The sequence below is a fragment of the Sorangium sp. So ce448 genome (assembly GCF_051520915.1).
Lineage (GTDB): Bacteria > Myxococcota_A > Polyangia > Polyangiales > Polyangiaceae > Sorangium > Sorangium cellulosum_B.
The window spans coordinates 10,869,036-10,889,936 of record NZ_CP150343.1; the positions used below are offsets into that span (position 1 = coordinate 10,869,036).

Below are 20,901 nucleotides of genomic sequence, written 5' to 3' on the forward strand. Positions count from 1 at the left end.
CTCCTCGGGTGGTCGTCAGCAGGCGGTGGCGAAGAACAGGTGCTGGCCTGCCACGGCCAGGGGTGATTCGAGCGAAGGAAGGACGAACCGCGGCACGAAGGCAGCGGCAAGGAGCTCCTCATTCCAGCCAGGCGCGTCGACGAACACCTGATCGGTCCCGGCGCGCCGGTCCTCGCTGCCGAGCGGCGGCGAGCCGGCCGCAGGAGACAGCAGGAATTGCATCGCCGTCAGGATCGCGCAGTTCTCTCGTGTGGAGTCCGTGAAGATGAGCCACCCGCCGGGGGCGAGCGCGCGGCGGATGCGGCGCAGCGTCCGACCCGTATGCGCGGCGTTGTGGAGGACATTGCCCGCGAGCACGACGTCCGCCGCGTGCGGCTCCACCCCCTGCGCCGTGAAATCGATGTTGATGTCGAGCACGGCAGTGCGCATCCCGCGATGGCGGCCGAACCGCTCCTGCGCTGCGGCCGTGAACGCGCGCGCGATGTCGGTGAACAGGTAGTCGACCGGCGCGCCGTCGAGGGCCCGCAGGGCGGCTGTCGTGGTGAGCCCGGCGCCTCCGCCGAGCTCGAGCACGCGCAGCGGCCGGTGCCGCAGCTCGGCGCAGCGGCGCACGAGGTGAGCGCCGGCGGCGCTCAGGTAGGCGGTGAAGACGTTGTCCTGGTAGGCGGCGATGGTGGAGAGGTCCTGCCGCTCGCGAAACAAGAGCTGCTGAATCGAGAGCTCGTCGCGCACGAGCGCGTGCAGGCGGAGCAGCGCGGCCTGGTGGACCTCCGCCATCGCGGGCGGGAAGCCGAGCGCGGCATACGCGTCGGGCAGGTCGGAGGCCGCGCCGGCGTCCCGCAGGGCCCGTCGCCACACGTACTTATCCGCGGCGTTGCTGAGCACACCGTGGTCGCACAGCGCGGCGAGCCACCGCCGGACGAGCCAGGCGTGCCGCGGCGCCGCGCCCAGCGCAGAGACGATCTCCTCCGCGGTGCGCGCTTCGCCGCCCGGATGAACGGCGCCGCTCGCGAGAAGCAGCTCCCCCAGGGCCCGCAGGCTGATCGCCTCGAGTCGCTGCATCGCCCCCGGCAGGTGCGCCAGGGCATCCCTCCCCGGCGCGGGCTCCAGCAGCCGAGTGAGCCTCAGCCCCGCCTCGTGTGTCTCGCCGGCCGACGGCACGCCGGGCGCCTCACCGCAGGCGTCGTCGGCGGCGGCATCCACCGCCGCCGCGGCCAGATCCGCGGTGGGGACGACCTCCGCGTCGGCGCGCGCCGTCGCCGAGCCGAGCGCGGCGAGGACGTCGTGCCGGAGCCGGCACAGCGTGAGCTGAACCTGAGCCTCGCTGACGGCTGCGCCTGGGCTCTCCGCCGCGTTGGCGAACGCCGTCAGCTCGCCGCGGGTCGCGCGCAGCCAGCTCACGGTCTCGCGCTCGGCCGGCTCGTCTGTTCCGCCGAGCAGCACGGCAGACCCCGTGGCGTGGGCGGTCCAGAGGACGTCGCCGTGAACCCCGGTCAACCTCAGTTCGCCGGCGTCGCTTCCCAGGGCGAGCTCGACGACCCTCTGCGCCTCTGATGACACCTCGTTGCGCACGCGCAGGACGATCGGAACACCCGCGAGGCTGCCTCCGAGCACGACAAGCCCGCTCCCGAGCGGCGCCGGCTCACGGATCTGCCAGGGGCGCAGGGCGCCGAGCGCGTCGCCCAGGAGGCGGAGGAGCGCCTGGATCGACGCTCTCGTGCACGTCGCCGCGACGTACCTGACCGGCGTGCGCGCACGCAACACCTGCGCTGCGCCGAGGAACCGCCGGGATGCCGGGGTGGCAGAGGCGACCGCTGCCACCCGGAATGCGGCTCGTGAAAGGCGCGATTGCCGCAGGCATGCGGCGAGCTCATCGTGCTCGAGCGGCGCCTCCGCCAGCACGGCGCTGCCGCGCCCCAGGAGGTCGACGGCGCGCTCGGTCACCGGCACGCCGTGCCCGGCCGCCGATACCCAGCAGCTCACGCCGGCGCCGAGAGGGGCCTGATCCGGCCGAGTCCAGAGCGCTATCCTGGCCTGATCGGCGAACCTCCGGGCGCCCTCGCTGTCGTCGGCGAGCTGGCCGATGAGGCGAAAGCGCCCATTCAAACGCTGGAGCGCGGCCAGGTGCAGAGGACCGAACCCGACGCCGCACAACACGAGAGGCATCCCGGCGGTCACAGGGAGCCCTCCTCGGTAGCGCCGAGCGCGTCGATCGACGTCTCCAGCAGATCGAGCGCGGTCACCGCGCCGCTCTCGCGAAGGCGACCGACCGTCGACAGGGCCTCGAGCGCCGCCGCGGCGAAGTGGCGCCCGGCGGGCACCTGGCCCTGGTCCACCGCCAGCGTGGTGAGCGCGGCCATGGTCCCTGTGAGCTCGGCGTTGCGCCGTCCGCGCATCACCAGCGTGCGCGTGACCGGGGCGCCGTCTCGCAGGCCGTCGAGCTGCGCGACGAGAAGGACGTGAGGCTCCCGTCCAGCGAGGTCGAGCAAGCTGGCCCGGCATAACGCCGCGACCGCCTCGCGGCGTTCGAGGCTGCGCGCGCGGTCGAAGGCCGTGAGGATGTGCTGGCCGGTGATGACAGTGTACCACTCTCCTCGAGCGAGCCGGAGCGACGCCGCGAGCCGCTCCCCTTCGGTGTTGAGGTAAGGCAGCAAGGTCGCCGGACCGGGGAAGAACGGGACTTCCACGTTGCGCGTCCGGATCAGCACCCCGGAGCGACGTCCCTCTCGCCATGCCGCGAGCGGCTCGCTCACCCCATCCGTGGCGGCCTGGAGGTAGTCGTCCGCGGCGACCTCGGTGAAGCGGTCCAGCACGCCGAAATAGCTGCGCATGCCGTGAACCTGGCTGAAAGCCCGCTGCGCCGCCCATCGCGGCAAGAGCGCGGTGAGGCCAGGCTGCAGCCCCGCCGAGAGCACGGCCACGCGCCCGCGGCTGCGGTACTCCTCGTCGTCCAGGAGCGCGTACAGCGCATCGTCGCCGGCGGCGTCCACGTAATCGGCGCCGGCTTCCACGGCTGCCCTCGCCGCGCGGTCCGCGATGGCGTGGGATGGACCGGCGCAGTTGAGCACGATCCGACACCCACCGACGAAGCGACGCAACGACGCGTCGTCCTGAACATCGACCGCCTGGTGCTCGACCGCCCCCACGGACAGCTCCTTCGCGAAGCGGCGGGCCGCTTCGAGGTTTCGCCCGCCGATCCTCAGCGGCCCGAGGCCGAGCGACAGGAGCCGCCGGGCCGCTTGCGCGCCGACGTCGCCATAACCTCCCAAGATGCCGATCGTCATCCCGCAGCCTCCACAAGCCGCCATCCGTGGGCGCGGCGGCGCTCGTTCCAGAACGCCGTGTACCGCCCGTTGCGCGCCAACAGCTCCTGATGCGTCCCCGCCTCGACGATGCGGCCGCCGTCGAGAACGAGGATCTGATCCGCGGACACGATGGTCGGCAGCCGGTGCGCGATGACCAGCAGGGTCGACCGGTTCATCAACGTGCGCATCGCGCTCTGGATGTAACGCTCGTTCTCCGGGTCGAGCGCCGCCGTCGCCTCGTCCAGCAACACGATGGGAGCGTTCTTGAGCACGGCTCGGGCGACCGACACCCGCTGGCGCTCGCCGCCGGACAGCGACGCTCCGCCCTCGCCGACCCGGGTCTTCAGGCCCTGCGGGAGGCGCTCGATGATCTCCTCCACGCCGGCCAGGCGGGCGGCCTCGCGCACCTCCGCGTCCGTGGCGTCCAGCCGGCCCACCCGGATGTTCGCCTCGAGCGTGTCATCGAACAGATAGACGTCCTGCATGACCAGCGACAGCTGCGCCATCAGGTCTTCCGTGGAGAGCTCGCGGACATCCACGCCGCCCACCCGCACCGAGCCCGCGTCGACATCGAAGAACCGCGCGATCAGCCGTGTTATCGTCGTCTTCCCGGAGCCGGATGCCCCGATGATCGCCGTCATCGTCCTCGGCGCACTCCGGAAAGACACATCACGGAGCACGGGAGCGCCCGGCTGATAGCCGAACAGGGCATCGGCGAACTCGATCTCCCCCGGCGCCGCGACGGGCCTGGAGCGCTCCGGCTCGGGGAGCGGCGCCTCATCGAAGATGGCGGACAGCCGCTCCAGATCGTTGCCTGCCATCCGCAGGAGCCCGCTCCGCCCCGCGGCCTCGGCCAGCGGCCCCACGAACCTGGCGGCCAGCGCCAGCAGCGCGACAAGCTCGATCGGATCGATCGACCGCTCGAGGGCGCGCACCACGCCGACCGCGATCAGCGCGGCGAACGCGAGCTGCACCGACAGCCCGCCCGCGAGCAACCTGGGGAAGGTCTGACGCAGCATCGACCCGCCCGCGGCGCGCTGCCCATCGATCGCCTCCTCCAGCGGCGCATAACCCCCCGTGGCCCGACCGAAGGCGCGCAGCACCTGCTGGTTGCGCGCGAACTCGACGACCCGGTTGCTGGCGAGCGCCCCCGCGGCGTCGACCTGCTCCTCGGTGCGGCCGATCCACGCCGACGACCAGCGGTGCGTCAGGTAGATCAGCGGCGTGCAGGCGATGGCCGTCAACCCGAGCTGCCAGTCGAAGAACAGCATGGCGACGGCGATCGTCGCGGGCGTCAGGATGCCGCTCACCACCGGGGTCAGGAGGTGGGCAAACACGTTGGTGACCATCATGGTGCCGCCCGTCGCGCTCCGTGAGAGACGGCCGACCTTCTCCGAGGAGAACCAGCCGATCGGCAGGCGGGCGACGTGGTTGCCGAGCCGGTCGTGCAGCGTGGTCAGGACGACCAGCGCGAGCGCAAAGCCCTTCATCGTCTGCTGGTAACGGGCGACGCACGTCACCGCGACGACCGCGGCCAGGAGGAGCAGCCAGCGCAGCGCCTCGCCCAGGTCCCCGCCGAGCAGCGCCTTGAGGACCGGGACGAGGAACGCCATCGCCACCCCCTGAACGACGGAGTAGACGATGAGCCAGCCGAAATAGACGTGCAGCGCCCTCGCGTGCTGCGGTCCCAGGATCTTGGTCAATTGCCGGATCATGAGGCCACCCCCACCGCTGCGCCGGCAACCGCCATGTCGTTCTCGGCGTAAACACGCCACATCCTCGCGTAGAGCCCGTCCTCGGCGAACAGCGCGGAATGCGTGCCGCGCTCGCGCACGCGGCCCTCGTCGAGCACGACGATCTGGTCGACGCCGGTGATCGTCGCCAGCCGGTGGGCGATGACGATCACGGTGCGCCCGCGCGCGACCGCGGACAGCGCGTCCTGGATCTGCGCTTCTGACTCCGGGTCCGCGTGCGCCGTCGCCTCGTCCAGGATCAGCACCGCGGTGTCCGCGAGCAGCGTGCGGGCGATGGACAGCCGCTGCGCCTCGCCGCCGGACAGGATGGCGTCCTCGCCGATCACGGACCGATATCCCCTGGGGAGCGCGACGAGCCGGTCGTGGATCTGCGCGGCGCGCGCGGCTTCAACGACCTCTGCGTCGCTGGCCTCGGGCCGGCCGAGGCGCAGGTTGTCGGCGACCGTTCCATGAACCAGCTGGACGTCCTGCAGAACGAAGCCGACGTTCCGGTACAGCACGTCCGGCGCGATGTTTCGTATATCCACGCCGCCGAGCAGGACAGCCCCGCCGGTCACGTCATAAAACCTGGGCACCAGCTTTGCGAGCGTGGACTTCCCCGCGCCCGAGGTCCCGACGAGAGCTGTCACCGTGCCAGGCGTGCAAGCGAAGCTCACGTCGGAGAGCACGCTCCTCGAGCCGTCGTAGCTGAACGAGACGTGATCGAACTGCACTCCCGCCCCGCGCGGCGCCTGCGGCGTCGTCGTGATGGGCAGCGACGGCTCGTCGAGCAACGAGGCGACGCGCTCCGCCGCCGCCACGGCCTTGCGCTGGGCCGTGAGCCCCTGGTTCAGCGTGAGCACCGTCTGCGGGATGACCACGGCGACGAGGGTCTCGGCGAGCAGGTCGATGGGGCTCACCCAGCCCTCTCGGATGAACCAGGCGCCGACCGTCAGGCTCACCAGCATGATCACGGGCACCGAGAGGGCCATCGAGGTCAGCGCCTCGAGCCGGAGCAGCGGCCGCACCCAGCCGGCGTACCGGTCGCTGAAATCGCTGACGGCGCGCTGGTAGCTCTGGTGAGCGCGGCCCGTCTGGCCGAACGCCTTCACGACCGCGATGCCGTGCACGAACTCGACGATCGCGGCGCTCACCCTGGCGAAGCTCGCGTCGAGCTGCATCATCTTCTCGGCGAAGCCCCGCATCATCCATGCGTAAGCGACGATGTAGATGGGCAGGGTGGCGATCGCGAGCAGCGCCAGCCGAACGTCGAGCCAGAACAGGTACAGGAGGCCGCCGAGCGGAAGGACTATCGCCGAGACGAGCTCGACATCATGGTGCGCGACGAGGTGGTGCAGGTCCTCCAGGTCGTCCTGGACCGCTTTGCGGACCACCCCTGACGTCTTGTCGGAATACCACCCCAGCGGCACCTCGCCCAGCTTGCGCACCAGCGCGCGCCGCAGGATGGCCTGAAGCCGGTGGTCCGCCAGGTGAGTCACCCACAGCGCGATTCCGGTGCATGTCCATCCGACGCCGAGGCCGACCACGATGGTCAGCGCGACCCAGGCCACCTTCGCGCTGTCGATCGGGCCTGACGCGACCAGGATCCGCGCGAGCTCGGCGATCCCGATGAACGGGACGAGCGTCGTCAGCGCCCCGACCCCGCCCAGGAAGATCCCGAACCGCGTCAGCCCTGCTATCGGGCGGCGCAGCTCGCGGAGCGCCGCGTCCTTCTGCTGATTCTCTCTCATGTGGGACGCAACGATACCGCGAGGTGCTCGGCCACGACATTCACATGCGGCGGCTCGATGACGCTGAAATGGTTGCCGGGCACGTCGATCAGCTTGAACTCGCCGAGGCAGACGCCTTCCCAGAACGGCGCCGTCAGGTGCCCGACGCCCGCGGTGATGCCGAAGGATTGCTCCTCATCGCACCGCAAGAACGTCATATCGCCGACGTACGGCTCGGGATCGAACCGCGCGGCGCGCATGCTATGCCTGCAGGTCCTGAACAGCGCCGGGATGAGCTCGGGTCCGACGGGCACCCCGGCCTGAGCGGCCGCCGCCTTCGCATAGCTGGCCAGGCGCTCGTCCTGGCTGCGCGCGGACTGCCTGCGCACCGCGGCGGCGACCGATTCCAACCCGGGGTCTCCGCCGAGCCTGGCCATTGCGCCGGCTGGAATCTTGCGGTCGTAGTCGACCATCAGCTTCTCGATGGCCCGGTAGACGTCGGCGCTGTCGACGTCGTCGCCGAAGACGGCCTTCACCGGATCCAGGTTCAAATTGGGCGCGAAGATCGCCTCGAACGCGAGCTCCTCGTCGGTCTCGATGAACATCGGAATGCTGTCGACGAGCGCCAGGTCCACCGACATGCCGCGCTCGAGCAGCCGGCGGGCCACCTCGGTGGCGAGCAGCCCGCCGAGGCAGTAGCCGATGAGCTGAAACCGCGTGAAGCCTTCATCGATGAGCCGCTGCGCGTAATCGTCGGACACGCGCGCCACGAGCTCCTTCGGGGGGATCGCGAGGTACAGCTCGGGGTCGGCGACGGCGAAGCCCAGGACGGGCCCCAGGTGCTGGGCGGCGAGCGCCCGCCCCAGGTGCTGGAAGTAATCCATGGTGCCCAGCGCCGCGTGGAACATCACGCGCGCCGGCCCGTCCCCGCCGCCGAACGAGAGGATCAACGAATTGCTGCCCTCGCGGCGCTGCGCGACCTGCGCGGTCTTGCCGCCGCTGGAGGACGCCTCCGCGCCCGTCCCAGCGCCGCTCGGCGCGTGCGCTGCGCCGTCTTGCCTGCGCAGCGCGCGCGCGAGCGCGTCGACCGTCGGCTCATTGAGCATCTGCCGAAGGAGCGTGTCGTAGGCGAACGGCGCCGCTTCCGGGACCTCCTCGCGCAGTCGACCTGCCACCCTGGCGAGGATCAGCGAGTCGGCGCCGCGGTCGTAGAAGTTCTCTCCCTTGCCGATCCGCGCGACGCCGAGCGCGCTCGCCCAGAGCGCACACAGCCGGCTCTCCAGCTCGTCCAGCGTCGCATCGGCCTCCTTCCCGGCGCTGTCAATGAACGCCGCGGGCCGCAGGGCGGCGAGCGCCTTGCGGTTGACCTTGCCGTTCGCCGTGAGCGGCAGCCGGTCGACGACCTGCAGATGAGCAGGCACCATGTGCGCCGGCAGCCGCTGCCCGAGGAAGCTCGTGAGCTCGTCGGTCCCGACCCGGGCCCTGTCGGTCTTGAAGCGCGCAGCGAACATGTGCATGCCATAGGCCGCCATCGGATGGTCGTCGTCCGGCAGGCGGAGCACCAGCTCACCGCCGCTCTTCGCGATCAGGCCTTGCCACTGCTCGGTGGACAGGAACTTGGTGGTGCCGCGTTCCCGGTCCGCGCCCGAGGGGTCCATCATGAAGCCCTGGGTGAGCAGGACGTGCGGGTGATCGGCGGTAGGCTCGGTGAACACGAGCCACCCCGACGGCCCGAGCAGCTCCACCGCGGCCGCCACCGCGGCTTCGACATTGCGGGTGCTGTTCAGCATTCCGGCGCACAGCACGACGTCCGCGGAGTTCGGCAGCAAGCCCTGGGCGCGGTAATCCTCGTTCAGGTCGAGCTGCCCGAATCGGACCCAGGGGCGCTCCCGGAACCGCTCGCGCGCGTCGGCCAGGAAGAAGGCTGTCAGGTCCGTGAACAGGTAGTCGACGTCATGGCCGTCGAGCATCGGGAGGACCACGCCGGTGGTGGCCCCCGTGCCGGCGCCGATCTCGATCACCCGCAGGGGGGCGCCGTCCGTATGCGCGGCGGCGATCCGGTACAGGAGCGCCGCGATCGCGTGGTTGTTGTAACGCGCGATCGCGTCGTCGCGGTACACCGAGAGCGCCACGTCGTGCTTCCCTTGCGGGAACAGCAGCTCGAACGGGTTCTGCTGGTTCTCGAGCAAGGCGTGCAGCCGCTCCACGTGCGCTCTGTGGTACTGAACGAACTCGGGCGTACACAGCCCGGACGACGACGAAAGCTCCTCGAACCGCCGCCAGGCCTCGTGGACCGCCGTCGCGTCGGCGGCCCTGCGCTGCGTGTAGCGACGGCTCTCCTCGTGGTACGTGAGCCATCCCGCCTCCGAAAGGAGCCCCAGCCAGCGGCGAACGAGCCAGTGATGGCGGTCGTGGACGCGCGCCTCGCGCAGGATCTCCTCGGCCGAGTGCGTGTCGCGCGGGCCGGCGAAGAGCCCGCGCTCGGAGAACGCGTTCATCATGGACGCGAACGAGGCGTCGCAGAGCGCTCGGGTCGCCTCGGTCACCTGGGCCGCGGTCACGCCGCTGACCTCCTTGTCGGCGAACTGCCGCGCCGCAGACACGACACGAGCCTGCGACGTGGCCAGATCCTCGTCCGCAGGCGCGCTGCGCCGCGCGAGCTCGACGAAGCCGAGCAGCGTGCGATCCGTGGAGTCCTTGCCGGCCACCACGGCCGCGGCGGCGCCGACCGCCGGATGCGCGAGCAGCGCGGCCTCGATCTCGCCGAGCTCGATCCGGTGCCCGCGAATCTTGACCTGGCTGTCCTCGCGTCCGAGAAACTCGATGGATCCGCCTGGGAGATAGCGCCCGAGATCTCCGGTCCTGTAGAGGCGCTGTCCATCGACGGGATGGTTGAAGAAGCGCGCTGCCGTGAGCTCCGGATCGCCCAGGTACCCGGCCGCAAGGCCGTGCCCGGTGATGTACAGCTCTCCAGGGACCCATACCGGCGCGTCGCGGAGCGACTCGTCGAGGACGCGGAAGCCCTGGTTGGCGAGCGGCACCCCGTAGGGGATGCTCGTCCACGCCGGGTCGACGCGCTCGATGCGATGGTAATTCGACCAGATGGCCGCCTCGGTCGCGCCCCCGAGCCCGATGAGCGTCAGGTCGGGAATGAACCGGCGGATCTGGTCGGGCAGCGTGACGGGGATCCAGTCGCCGGACAGCAGCGCCATGCGCAACGAGCGAATCGCGACCGGCTCGGTTTGCAGGTAGCTCGCCAGCATCTGAAGCTGCGCAGGCACGGAGTTCCACAGGGTCACCTCATGCTTCACGAGGAGGTCCGCCCAGTGGGAAGGATCGGCGCCGCGGTCGGGATCCGGGAGCACGAGCGTCGCGCCGAGGGCGAGCGTGCCGAAGATGTCGTACACGGACAGGTCGAAGCCGAGCTGGGCGAGGCCCAGCACCCGGTCCGATCCGGTCACCCCGAAGCGACGGTTGATGTCGTCGATCGTGTTCAGCGCCGCTCGGTGGGTGATCATGACCCCCTTCGGGTCACCCGTGGAGCCGGAGGTGTAGATCACGTACGCCAGCGCGTCGGGCTCGCCCATCGGCGCTTCGGGGAAGGTCTGCGCAGGCGCCTGCGTGTCCACGTCGATCACGCGCAGTCCGTCCGGCAGCTTGGCCGCCGCGGAGACCCATGACTGGGTCAGGACCTGTCGCACCGCCGCGTTCGACAGCACCTTCTCGATGCGCAGCCGTGGCTGCGTGGCGTCCAGCGGCAGGTAGGCCCCGCCGGCGAGCAGCACGCCAAGCACCGCGACGACCTGCTCGATCCCCTTGTTCATGACGACGGCGACCCGATCGCCCGCGGTACAGCCGCCGTCCCGCAGCGCCTGCGCGACCGACGCCGCCCTCATCGCGAGGTCGCGGTACGTCAAGCTGCCCGCGTGGCCGATCACCGCCACCGCGCCGGGGTCGCGGGCGGCCTGCTCCAGGAAACCTCGGTGCAAGAGGGAGTCCGGCAGCGGACAGCTTGTCTGATTGACCCGCTCGCGCTCCTGCGCCTGCCATCCGGGCAACGCGACCGGCTCGACGGCCTCCCAGGCCTCGGGGCGCTCCGCGAGATCCTCCAGCAGCCGCTGCAGCGCGCCGAACATGTCGTCGATGAGGCCGTCCGGGAAGATGCCCTGACGCACGTCCCAGTTGACCTCGAGCCCGTCGGCGTCATCCATGACCTGACAATCGAGGTAGACCTGCGGGGTCTGCGTGACGCCATGGCCGAAGCGCCGGCCGCTCGTGGGTCGTCGCCGCGAGCCGAGGCCGATGGCGCTTGTGAAGACGACCGGCATCAGCGCGGCTTCCCGCCCGCGCCGGCGGGTCATCTCGCGCAGCACCTCGACCCCCGTGAACAGCCGGTGGTCGAGATCGGCGAACATCTGATCGCCGAGCCGCGCAGCCCATTCCTTGAAGCTGCGCCCGGACGCCGCCTGCACGTCCATGAGGCTGACCGACGTGAAGTCTCCGACGATCCGGTCGACGTGCGGGTGCAGCGGCAGGCGGTTGAGCAGCGTGAGGTTGAGGCTGAACCGCTGGCGGCGGCTCCAGCGCTGCAGCACCGCCGCATAGGCGCCCAGCACGGCGATCGAGGCCGTGAGACCTCGCTCGCCGGCGCGCTGCCGGAGGCGCTCCCAGCGCTCGGCGGACAGGCGACCGTGGTGGCGGCGGAAGCGCACGGGCCCGGCTTCCGCGGCCGGCGGAAGCGTGGGGAGCTCCGGCGCGGGGGGCAGGTCGTTGACGCGCGAGAGCCAGTACTGGCGGTCACGCTGGTAACGCCCGGTCTCGCGCAGCCGCCGCTCCGCGAAGATGTAATCGCGAAAGCGGAGGTCCAGCGGTCGCAGCTCGTCGCTGCGGCCGGCGAGGATGAGGTCGAGCTCCTCGAAGAAGATCCCGGCGCTCGCCCAGTCGGCGATCAGCGAGTCGAGCGAGAAGTGCACGACGTCACCGCCGCTGGTGCGGGTATGCCGCAGCTCGAACAGCGGCCATGCGGTGGTCTCGTACATCCGGTGGTCCATCTCGGCGCGGATGCCGCATAGCGCGCGCTCCACCTCGGCGGCGGACGCGCCGCGGAGGTCCGTCGACTGGATGGGGTACCGAGGCACCGTGGGCAGGACACGCTGGTAGCCGTCCTGCTCGATGACGGCGCGCAGCATCTCATGCCGCTCGATCAGCAGGTTCCAGGCGTCGGCGAGGCGCGCGGGGTCGAGCTCTGGATACGTCACCTCCAGGTACCCGTGGCAGGCGACGCCGCCGTAACCGAAGGAGCTCTGGCGCCCCAGCAGGTAGGCCGTCTGCACGTCGGTGAGCGGGAACGGCTCATGACGCGCCTGCTCGTCCGCGGCGACGACCACCCCCTGGTTCGCTGCCAGAAAATCGATGATCTGCGCCTTGTGCGTGCGCAGCACCGTCATCTTGTCTTCCGTGAGCAACCCCTTGGGCGCACGGAACCGGAGCTGCCCCGATTCCGTCCACAGATCGACACCCAGCGTCTTCAGCTCTTCGATGATCCCGGCAACGGGCATGGACGTAAGCTCCTGTAGCTTGTTGACGACAAGCGTCACATCAGACGATGAACTCTCCGGCGAAGCGCTCTCCCGCGCGCCGGGCTCCGGCGCGCCACCGCGGCGGACGCCGCTAGGACACCGATCACGTTGATCGAGCGAGAAATGAACCGCCAAGACACCAAGGACGCCAAGATAATTCTCCATTCTTGGCGTCCTTGGCGACTTGGCGGTTCGAACTTCTGCGCTTTTCAGGCAGTTTCAACCCGTTTGTCGCTCTAGAGCACGCCCTCCTCGATCTCCTGGCGGGCCTCCTGCTCGGCGGCGAGCGCCGCTGCGACCTCGCGCAGCGTCGGTCCGTTGAACAGGCGCCTCAGCGGCAACATGATGGCGTGGCGCTGATTCACGGCCTCGATGAAGCGCGTCGCGAGCAGGCTGTCGCCGCCCAGCTGGAAGAAGCTCTGATGGCGGCCGACGCTGGCGACGGCCAGGAGCTCGCTCCAGAGCGCCGCGACGGCATGCTCCCATTCACCCTGCGGGGGCTCGACCTCGCGGGCGTCGGGTTCGGCTTCCGCCGAGATCAGCCTGACGATCTCGGCATGGTTGACCTTGCCGTTCGCGCTGAGCGGCAGCTGGGCCAGCACAACGATCCTCTCTGGCACCATGTGAATCGGCAGGCTCACGGTGACATGGTCGCGCAGCTGCTCCGCGCTGAGCTCCGCCGCAGCAGGGACCACGGCGGCGGCGAGGCGCCCGGAGGCCGCCACGGCCACCGCAGTCCGCACGCCGGGGTGCGACCTCAGAGCGGCTTCCACCTCGCCGAGCTCGATGCGATGCCCGCGGATCTTGACCTGAGTGTCGGTGCGGCCGAGGAACTCCAGCGCGCCGTCGGGCCAGTAACGCCCGACGTCACCCGTGCGATACCACCGCGCGCCGTCTCCTACGAACTTGCGAGCCGTCAGATCCGGCGCGGCGCAGTAACCGCGCGCCACCCCGAGCCCGCCGATCCACAGCTCGCCCGGCACCCAGTCCGGACAGTCGCGGCCATGCGCGTCCACCACGCGGAAGAGCTGGTTGCGCAAGGGATAGCCGTAGGGGATCGAGCGCCACGACGGCTGGACCCCATCCACCTCGAAGAAGTTGGACCAGATCGAGGCCTCGGTGGCGCCGCCGAGCGCGATGAACCGACACTCCGGCCGCTGCGCGGCGAGCCGCCCGGGCAGATCCGTCCTGATCCAGTCGCCCGAGACGAGCGCCAGGCGGAGGGCGCCCGGCGGCTCCGCCGTGCTGCTGACGATGAGCAGCATGTCGAGCAAGGTCGGAACGCTGTTCCAGATCGTCACCTCATGCCGGCACACCAGCTCATGCCAGCGCCTCGCATCACGCCGCGATTCCTCCTCGATCAAGACCAGCGAGCCGCCGGCGGACAGCAGACCGAAGATATCGTAGACGGACAGATCGAAATCCAGCGCAGACACGGCCATGACGCGGTCTTCCGGGCCGACGCCGAAGCGTTGATTGATGTCCAGCACCGTGTTCAGCGCGGCGCGATGCGTGATTTCAACGCCCTTCGGCTCGCCGGTCGATCCGGAGGTGAAGATGATGTACGCCAGCTGCTCTGCGTCGATCGCCGCCGGGCTCGGCGCGGGCGCGGATGCCATCGCCTGTCCGAACACACATGAACGAACGCCCTCGGGCCAGCACCTCGGCTCCGGGCCGGTGACGACGACGCGGACCCCTGCCTGTCCCAGCATCCGGTCGCGGCGCGCATCGGGTTGATCCACCCCGACCGGCAGGTACGCGGCTCCGGCCGCCAGCACGCCCAGCACCGCGGCGATCTGATCAGGCCCCTTGGGCAGGTTCACGGCGACGACATCGCCTGTCGCCACGCCTTGCTCGGCCAGCGCCGCCGAGAGGCGCAGCGCGCGCGACGCGAGCTCGCCGTAGCTCATCACCTCGGCCTCGCCCCAGCGCAATGCGATCCGCTGCGGCTGCTCGCGCGCCAGGTCGAAGAACGCGCGGTGCAGGCTTTGCCGTGGGCTCTCTCCGGCGGTCGCGTTGACGAGCGCGCGCGCGCGCCGCTGCGGCTCGGGCAGGAGATCGGGCACGGGCAGGTGCCATTCGGAGCTGCTCAGCCAGCTCAGCTCGCGCAGGTACGCGTCGAACATCGTGGCGATGAGGCCCGCCGGGAACAGGTCCTCGACCACGTCCCAGTTCAGGGCGACGCCGCCCTCGGCCTCTATCACCTGATGGTCGAGCCACACCTGCGGGGTCTGCGTCAGGCCCCACACCTGCTTCCTGAAGGGGCCGCTGGCCGGCGCAGCGGTGCCTCCGGGGACGCCGAGGGCGCTCGTGAACACCACCGGCATGGTCAGGCTCGGCGCGCCGCTCAGCCTTCCCAGCTCGCGAACGAGCGAGATGCTCGAGACGTCGCGATGGTCGAGCGCGTCGCCCAGCTCCCGCTGGACGCGCCGGGCGCGCGTCACCCAGCTCTCGCCGGCGGCGGGCCGGTATCCGACCAACGTGAGCGACGTGAAATCACCCATGACCGTGTGGATGTCGGGATGCACCTCGCGGCGATCGAAGAGCGTCAGGTTGAGCGTGAGGTCGGGGCGGCTGCACCAGCGGCTGAGCACCTCGGCGAACGCCGTGAGCAGGACCGTGGACGGCGTGATGCCGTGCTCGCCTGCGCGCTCGACGATACGGCGCCATCGGCTCGCGTCGACGCTGCCCTCGTGGCGCGTGAAGCGCGGGCGCCCCACCTCGGCCGGATCTCTGGCGAGCGGCAGCTGCGGCGCCGGCGGCAGCTCTGGCAGCTTCTTCGCCCAGTACGCCCGCGCGGCGGCGAGCGCCTCCGATCCCGGCGTGCACGTCAGCACGTAGTCGCGGAAGGACAGCCCGACCGGCGGCAAAGCAGCGTCGGGAGCCTCGTAGAGCGCGGTGAGCTCCGAGTAGAAGGTGAGGATGCTGAGCGCGTCGAGGATCAGGTTGTCGAGGCTGATACCGAGGCGCGTCCGGTCGCCCGACCGCACCGCCCGCATGCCGAACAGCGGCCAGCGGGTCGGATCGAAGACCCAGTGTGAGCAGTCGCGCCGCAGCGCCTCGTACGCCTGAGCCGGGTCCTCGCCGCCGTCGACGACCTCTATCGTGAACCGCGGCACGTCCGCGAGGATGCGTTGCTGGCCCTGCTCATCGAAGACGGCGCGCAACATCTCGTGCCGCCGCACCAAACCGTTGACGGCCGCCTCCAGCCGCGACACGTCGAGATCGACGACGTCGTACTCGCGGTAGAACTGGCAGGCGACGCCCCCGAGCGTGAAGCTCTCGTCACGACCCAGCCAGTAGGCCCGCTGCACCTCGGTCGGCGGGAAGGGCTTATGGCGGTTCTCCGGATCGGCGACCAGGGCCGGCAGCGCCGGCGCGCCCGCGCCGAGCGACAACGTGGCAGCGAACTCGGCCAGCGTCGGACGGGCGAACAGATCGGCCAGCTTGACGCCGTCGAGGCCGACCTCGCGCAGCCGGCGCACGAGGCGTGTCGCCAGGAGGGAGTCGCCGCCCGCGGAGAAGAAGTTGTCCTCGCGGCCCACCTCCGGCACCTTGAGCAGCTCGGCCCAGACGCCGGCGACCCGGCGTTCCACCTCGCCGACCGGCGCGGTCACGGTCGCCTTGGCCTGAAGGGCCATGGTGTTCACCGCTCGCTGCAAGGCTTTGCGATCGATCTTGCCGTTGGGCGTGAGCGGCAGGCTCCTGCAGCGCCACAGGTGATCCGGCACCATCACGGCGGGGAGGCGGTTCACCAGGAACTCGCGCAGATCCGCGAGCTCCGGCGGCGGTTGCCGCAGATCGATGATCTCGCCTGCCTCGGGCACATCGATCCTCGGATCCTCCGAGGTGATGGCCGCATAGAGCCCGCGTTCACCCAGCACCGCGACGGCCTGGCTGACGCCGGGATAACCTCCGACCGCGGCCTCGATCTCGCCGAGCTCGATGCGGTGCCCGCGCAGCTTCACCTGGAAGTCGGCGCGCCCGAGGAACTCCACGCTGCCGTCGGCCCAGTAACGCGCGCGGTCGCCGGTGCGGTACCAGCGCGTCCCGTCCGCCTGGAGAAACTTGTTCGCCGTTTTCTCTCGGTCGCCACGATAGCCGCGGGCCACGCCGGCGCCGCCGATCCACAGCTCGCCCGGGACGAAGTCCGGACAGTCGCGCCCCAGAGGATCGACGACGCGCAGCTGCACGTTGCCGAGGGGCTTGCCGTACGGCACCGACTTCCAGTGCGGAGGCACCTCGGTGACCTCGCAGATCGTGGAGTGGATGGCTGTCTCGGTGGTGCCGCCCAGCGCGATGAAGCGGCAGCGCGGAGCGCGCTGAGCGAGGCGGCCCGGCAGGTCGAGGGTCACCCAGTCGCCGCCCAGGAGCACCGCGCGGAGCGGCAGCGGACCGGGACCGTCGCCGGCCGCAGAGAGCGTGATATCGAGCAGGGCCGGCACGCAGTTGAGGACGGTCACGCGATGGCGGCGCAGCAGCTCGACCCAGACCGCTGCATCGCGACGCGCCGGCTCCTCGACGCAGACCACGGCGCCGCCGGCCGACAGCGGCGCGAAGATGTCGTACACCGACAGATCGAACTCCAGCGCAGACAGGGCGAGCGTCCGGTCGGCCGCGCCCAGCGAAAGGCGCTGGTTCAGATCATCGAGGGTGTTCATCGCTGCGGCGTGCGTGATCTCCACGCCTTTCGGCTCGCCCGTCGACCCCGAGGTGAACAGGATGTAGGCGAGATCCGAGTCCTCGCCGGCCAGCGGCTCCGCCAGCGAGGCCTGCCCCTCCGGGACTTCATCGAGCACGAGGGCGGCGCCGGCAGCGTCGAGGATGCGCTGACGGCGCAGCGCGGGTTGATCCACGCTGATCGGAAGGTACGTGGCGCCGGCGGCCAGCACGCCAAGCACGGCGACGATCTGGCCCGGCCCCTTGGGCAGCTGGATCGCCACCACGTCGCCTGCGTTCACGCCGTGCTCCCGCAGGTAGCCCGCCACGCGCAGCGCGCGCTGCCGGAGCTCTCCGTACGAGATCCCGCCGCCTTCGCCCCAGAGGAGAGCAGGCGCCTCCGGCTGTCGCTTCGCGAGCTCGAAGAACCCGTCGTGCAGGCGCTTGCCCGAGACGGCCGTCCTTGTCGCGTTCGCGGCGACACGCACCTTCAGCTGCTCTCCCGGGAGCAGCGCTGGCACAGGCTGCCGCCAGGCTTCCTCATAGGCCAGCAGGCGCTCCAGCAGGCGGCCGTGCGCGTCGAACATCGCGTCCAGCACGCCCGGCGCAAACGCGTCTTCACGCGCATCCAGGTTGACCAGCAAGCCGCCGTCGAGCTCCGTGACCTGCGCGTCCAGCCACACCTGCGGCCCCTGGGAGATGATCCAGGACGCCTTCCCGAAGCGCTGCTTCACCACCTCCGGAAACAGCTCGCCCAGACCGAGCGCGCTCGTGTACACGACAGGCGCCAGCACCTGCTCGCCTCGCTGCCGGGAAAGGTCGCGCAGCACCTCGACGCCCGAATAACCCACGTGCTCCGCGTCTGCATGGAACTGGGCCTGCAGGCGCTGCGCGCGTTCAGCGAAGGTGCCGGGTACCGCGCCGTCCCAGGCCAGGAGCACCGAGGAGGTGAAGTCGCCCACCAGCATCCCGACGTCCGGGTGCAAGGGCTCTCGGTCGAACATCGGCAGGTTCATCAAGAACCGCGGCTCCGCGCTCCAGGCGGTCAGCGTCTCCGCGAACACTGCCGCCATCGCCATGGCCGGCGTGAGGCCGTGGCGCGCCGCCAGAGACGCGAAGGCGCGCACCTGCTCCGGAGCGAGCCAGCGATGGCGCCGCACCACCGTCGTGGCGCCCACGTTCGCGTCGTAGGGAGCGGCGGGCAGCTCCGGCGCGGCGGGAAGATCGCTCAAGCGAGCTTGCCAGTACGCTCGGTCGGCGTTCCGCGACCGCTGGCCCTTGACGCTCGCGCGGCTGGCCTCGCGCTCCGCCAGGTAGCGCGGATAGCTCGTGTTGATCGGAGGCAGCGGCTGCGAGCCGGCATAGAGGTGCGCCAGGTCGGCCAGCAGCACCCGCAGGCTGAGCGCGTCGGCGGCCACCATGTCCAGGTTCACATGCAGGCGCGTGCCGCCCGCGCGGATCGCGTCCGGCAGGAGCGAGATCTGGAGTTCGAACACCTCGCCGGCAGCCAGATCCAGCGTCCGATGCGACAGCGTCCGGCGCAGCTCGGCGAGCGCCTCTTGCGCCGCCTCGGCCGACAGGGCGCGCAGGTCGTGGACTTTCAGCCCACGCCCGCGGCTGTCGGGCAGGATCTGCTGGCGGCCATCGCTCAGGATCTGCACGCGCAACATGCCGTGCCGCGCGAGCAGCTCCCGCACGGCAGATTCCAGCCGCGCGGGGTCGACCCGCTCGCCATCGAACTCGTTGTAGAAATGCGCGGCGACGCCGCCCAGCTGCTGGCCTTGCTCGCGGCCGACCCAGTACGCGTGCTGCATCAGCGCGAGCTCGAAGGGCGCCGCCTCGTCGATGGTGGCCGCGGCGGGCGAACGCTCGTCGCGTTCGCCCTTGCTACAGCTTCGCTCTCCTATCAGCGCCTTCCAGGCGGACACACGCGGGTTCGCCGCGAGCTCGGCGAAGTCGACCTCGATGCCTTGCCGCCGCCACCTGCCGGCGAGGCGCATCATCGTGATCGAGTCCATCCCGAGCTCGATCAGGTTGCTGTCTTCACGGACGGTCTCGGCCACCACGCCGAGCACGCTCGCGACCGTCTCCCTCAGATCCGAAGAGGCGACTTCGTCGTGCATTCGCTGTGTCTGTTCGTGCATTGGCTGACTCGTGAAAAGGCAAGCTCAGGTCCGGAGCACCATGTCCGCTGCGTCACACCGGCTAGCTGGCGAACTCCGACGGCACCAGGTGGCGCGCCACGCTCTGGAGCTTCTCGCAGGTCTCCTCCAGCTCTCGCTCGGGCGTCGACTCCGCGACGATCCCGGCGCCCGCGCGCAGCCAGACGCTGCTCCCCCGCTGGAAGATCGTCCGCAGCACGAGCGCCGCATCCATGGCGCCGTCGTGATCCAGCGTCAGGACCGCGCCCGAGTAGAGGCCCCGGCTCTCCGCTTCGTGCCTCCGGATCCAGTCGACAGCCTCCCTCTTCGGGATCCCCGACGCCGTGATGGCGGGGAACAGCACCTGGAACGCCGTCCAGGCCGTGTTGCCCGTCTCGAGCATGCCCGAGAGCCGTGAGGCGAGGTGCTGAACGGTCCCGCGGCAGGATATCGCCATGAACTCGTTCACGGTCACGCTCCCCTGCTTGCAGACGCGGCTGAGCTCCTCGAACGCCAGCTTCACGGACATCGCGTGCTCCGCCAGCTCCTTCGAATTGCTGAGCAATTCGGCCCGCAAGCGCGCGTTTTCGTTGTCGTCCGAGACGAGCGCCCGGGTCCCGGCGAGCGGCTGCGTCATCACCTGCCCTTCGGCGGTCACCTCGAGCACGGTCTCCGGGCTGAATCCGGCGAACTTCAGGTCGCGGCAGTTGACCACGAACGATCGGGCCGGGGTGTTCTGTCGCCGCCCGGCGACGTACGTCGCGATGAGATCGACCGGCGCGGCGACCGGGACGACGCGCGACGCGATGACCTTGTGGAGCTTGCGCGCCGCGATCTCGTTCGTCGCCGCGGCCACCAGCTCCTTGTATTTCGCTGCGCCGGTCGTCTCGAGCAGCCTCGCGGGGAGCACCTCCGGCAACGGGACGGGGGGGAGGCCGGCGACGTCGCTCATCCCGCGCGCATGGCGCCGGCTCGAGGACGCGAGGACGTCCACCATCCGCTCGAGCTCGTCCGAGGTCAACGCTCGAACCAGCGCCGTGCCGCGCTGGAGGCGGATCTCGACCTCCGGGATGGTCAGGTGAAGCAGGGGCTCCGTGCCGAGGTTCGCCTCGATGCCGTGCAGCAGGTACGCGAACTCGAACGACGCCGTGCCGTACGCGCGCCAGCCACGGAGCGGGATCGACGCGAGCGCCGCCTCGACCGCGGCGAGGCAGTCCCCGCCGGGACAGCTGTGCTTTCCTGTCGCGTCGACGCGGTGCACGCCGTGTACGTCTGCAGTGAGCTCGAAGGCCGCGCCGAGGGCGACGCTCCACTCGCCGTCGCGCTCGTAGACGAAGTACGTCGCGTGCGAGCCCGACCTTGCGAGCGCCGCCGCGAGATCGATGGGGTCTGCGCCGATCGAGACGCGGCGCTCGAAGTAGTGCCGTTGATGAGAGATGTTCATGCTCGCCCCGCACGTGAGTGACGCCGTCCCGGGCTGCCTGCGCCTCGATCTCTTCGAGGGGAGCGAAGGATGGCACATCCACCCTGTCGCTCCGCATCGGTCCTGTTGTTTTTACATAAAAGTTGCTTTTGCAACATAGGTCACCTCTGGTACGAGAGGCCGCAACCGAGACGTGAGGAGCAGGAGGAGCACGTGAGCTCTTCAGCCCACGCCCCGCTCGCTACGCGCAGTGTTCCAGGCGCGAGCCACGGTCGCGCCCCCGCTTCGTGCTCGGGTGGCGAGCCTTCGAATCGGGAACAGGCGTGGCCTC

Annotated in this window: 7 protein-coding genes; all 7 read right to left on the reverse strand. The window is 70.4% G+C overall.

Annotated features, from left to right (window positions below; all coding sequences use genetic code 11):
* Positions 1-15: 15 nt before the first annotated feature.
* The 7 genes from WMF45_RS41030 to WMF45_RS41060 all read right to left on the reverse strand — a co-directional run bounded on the left by WMF45_RS41030 (position 16) and on the right by WMF45_RS41060 (position 20,591).
* On the reverse strand, positions 16-2,178 hold the full coding sequence (locus tag WMF45_RS41030; RefSeq protein WP_437711611.1) for a methyltransferase: 2,163 nt from the start codon (positions 2,176-2,178) through the stop codon (positions 16-18).
* Positions 2,175-3,284 (reverse strand): saccharopine dehydrogenase NADP-binding domain-containing protein, encoded by a 1,110-nt coding sequence (locus WMF45_RS41035; protein ID WP_437711613.1) that lies wholly within the window; start codon positions 3,282-3,284, stop codon positions 2,175-2,177. The genes WMF45_RS41030 and WMF45_RS41035 overlap by 4 nt, the downstream gene beginning before the upstream one ends.
* Positions 3,281-5,020: an ABC transporter ATP-binding protein gene (locus WMF45_RS41040; protein ID WP_437711615.1), complete on the reverse strand. Its 1,740-nt coding sequence runs from the start codon at positions 5,018-5,020 to the stop codon at positions 3,281-3,283. The genes WMF45_RS41035 and WMF45_RS41040 overlap by 4 nt, the downstream gene beginning before the upstream one ends.
* Entirely contained in the window at positions 5,017-6,789 is a 1,773-nt protein-coding gene (locus WMF45_RS41045) for an ABC transporter ATP-binding protein (protein ID WP_437711618.1), read from the reverse strand. Before WMF45_RS41045 ends, WMF45_RS41040 begins: the two co-directional genes overlap by 4 nt.
* On the reverse strand, positions 6,786-12,326 hold the full coding sequence (locus tag WMF45_RS41050; RefSeq protein ID WP_437711620.1) for an amino acid adenylation domain-containing protein: 5,541 nt from the start codon (positions 12,324-12,326) through the stop codon (positions 6,786-6,788). Before WMF45_RS41050 ends, WMF45_RS41045 begins: the two co-directional genes overlap by 4 nt.
* 257 nt (positions 12,327-12,583) lie before the next feature.
* Positions 12,584-19,129: an amino acid adenylation domain-containing protein gene (locus WMF45_RS41055; protein WP_437711622.1), complete on the reverse strand. Its 6,546-nt coding sequence runs from the start codon at positions 19,127-19,129 to the stop codon at positions 12,584-12,586.
* An 82-nt stretch (positions 19,130-19,211) separates the two neighbouring features.
* Positions 19,212-20,591: a salicylate synthase gene (locus WMF45_RS41060; protein WP_437711624.1), complete on the reverse strand. Its 1,380-nt coding sequence runs from the start codon at positions 20,589-20,591 to the stop codon at positions 19,212-19,214.
* Positions 20,592-20,901 lie beyond the last annotated feature (310 nt).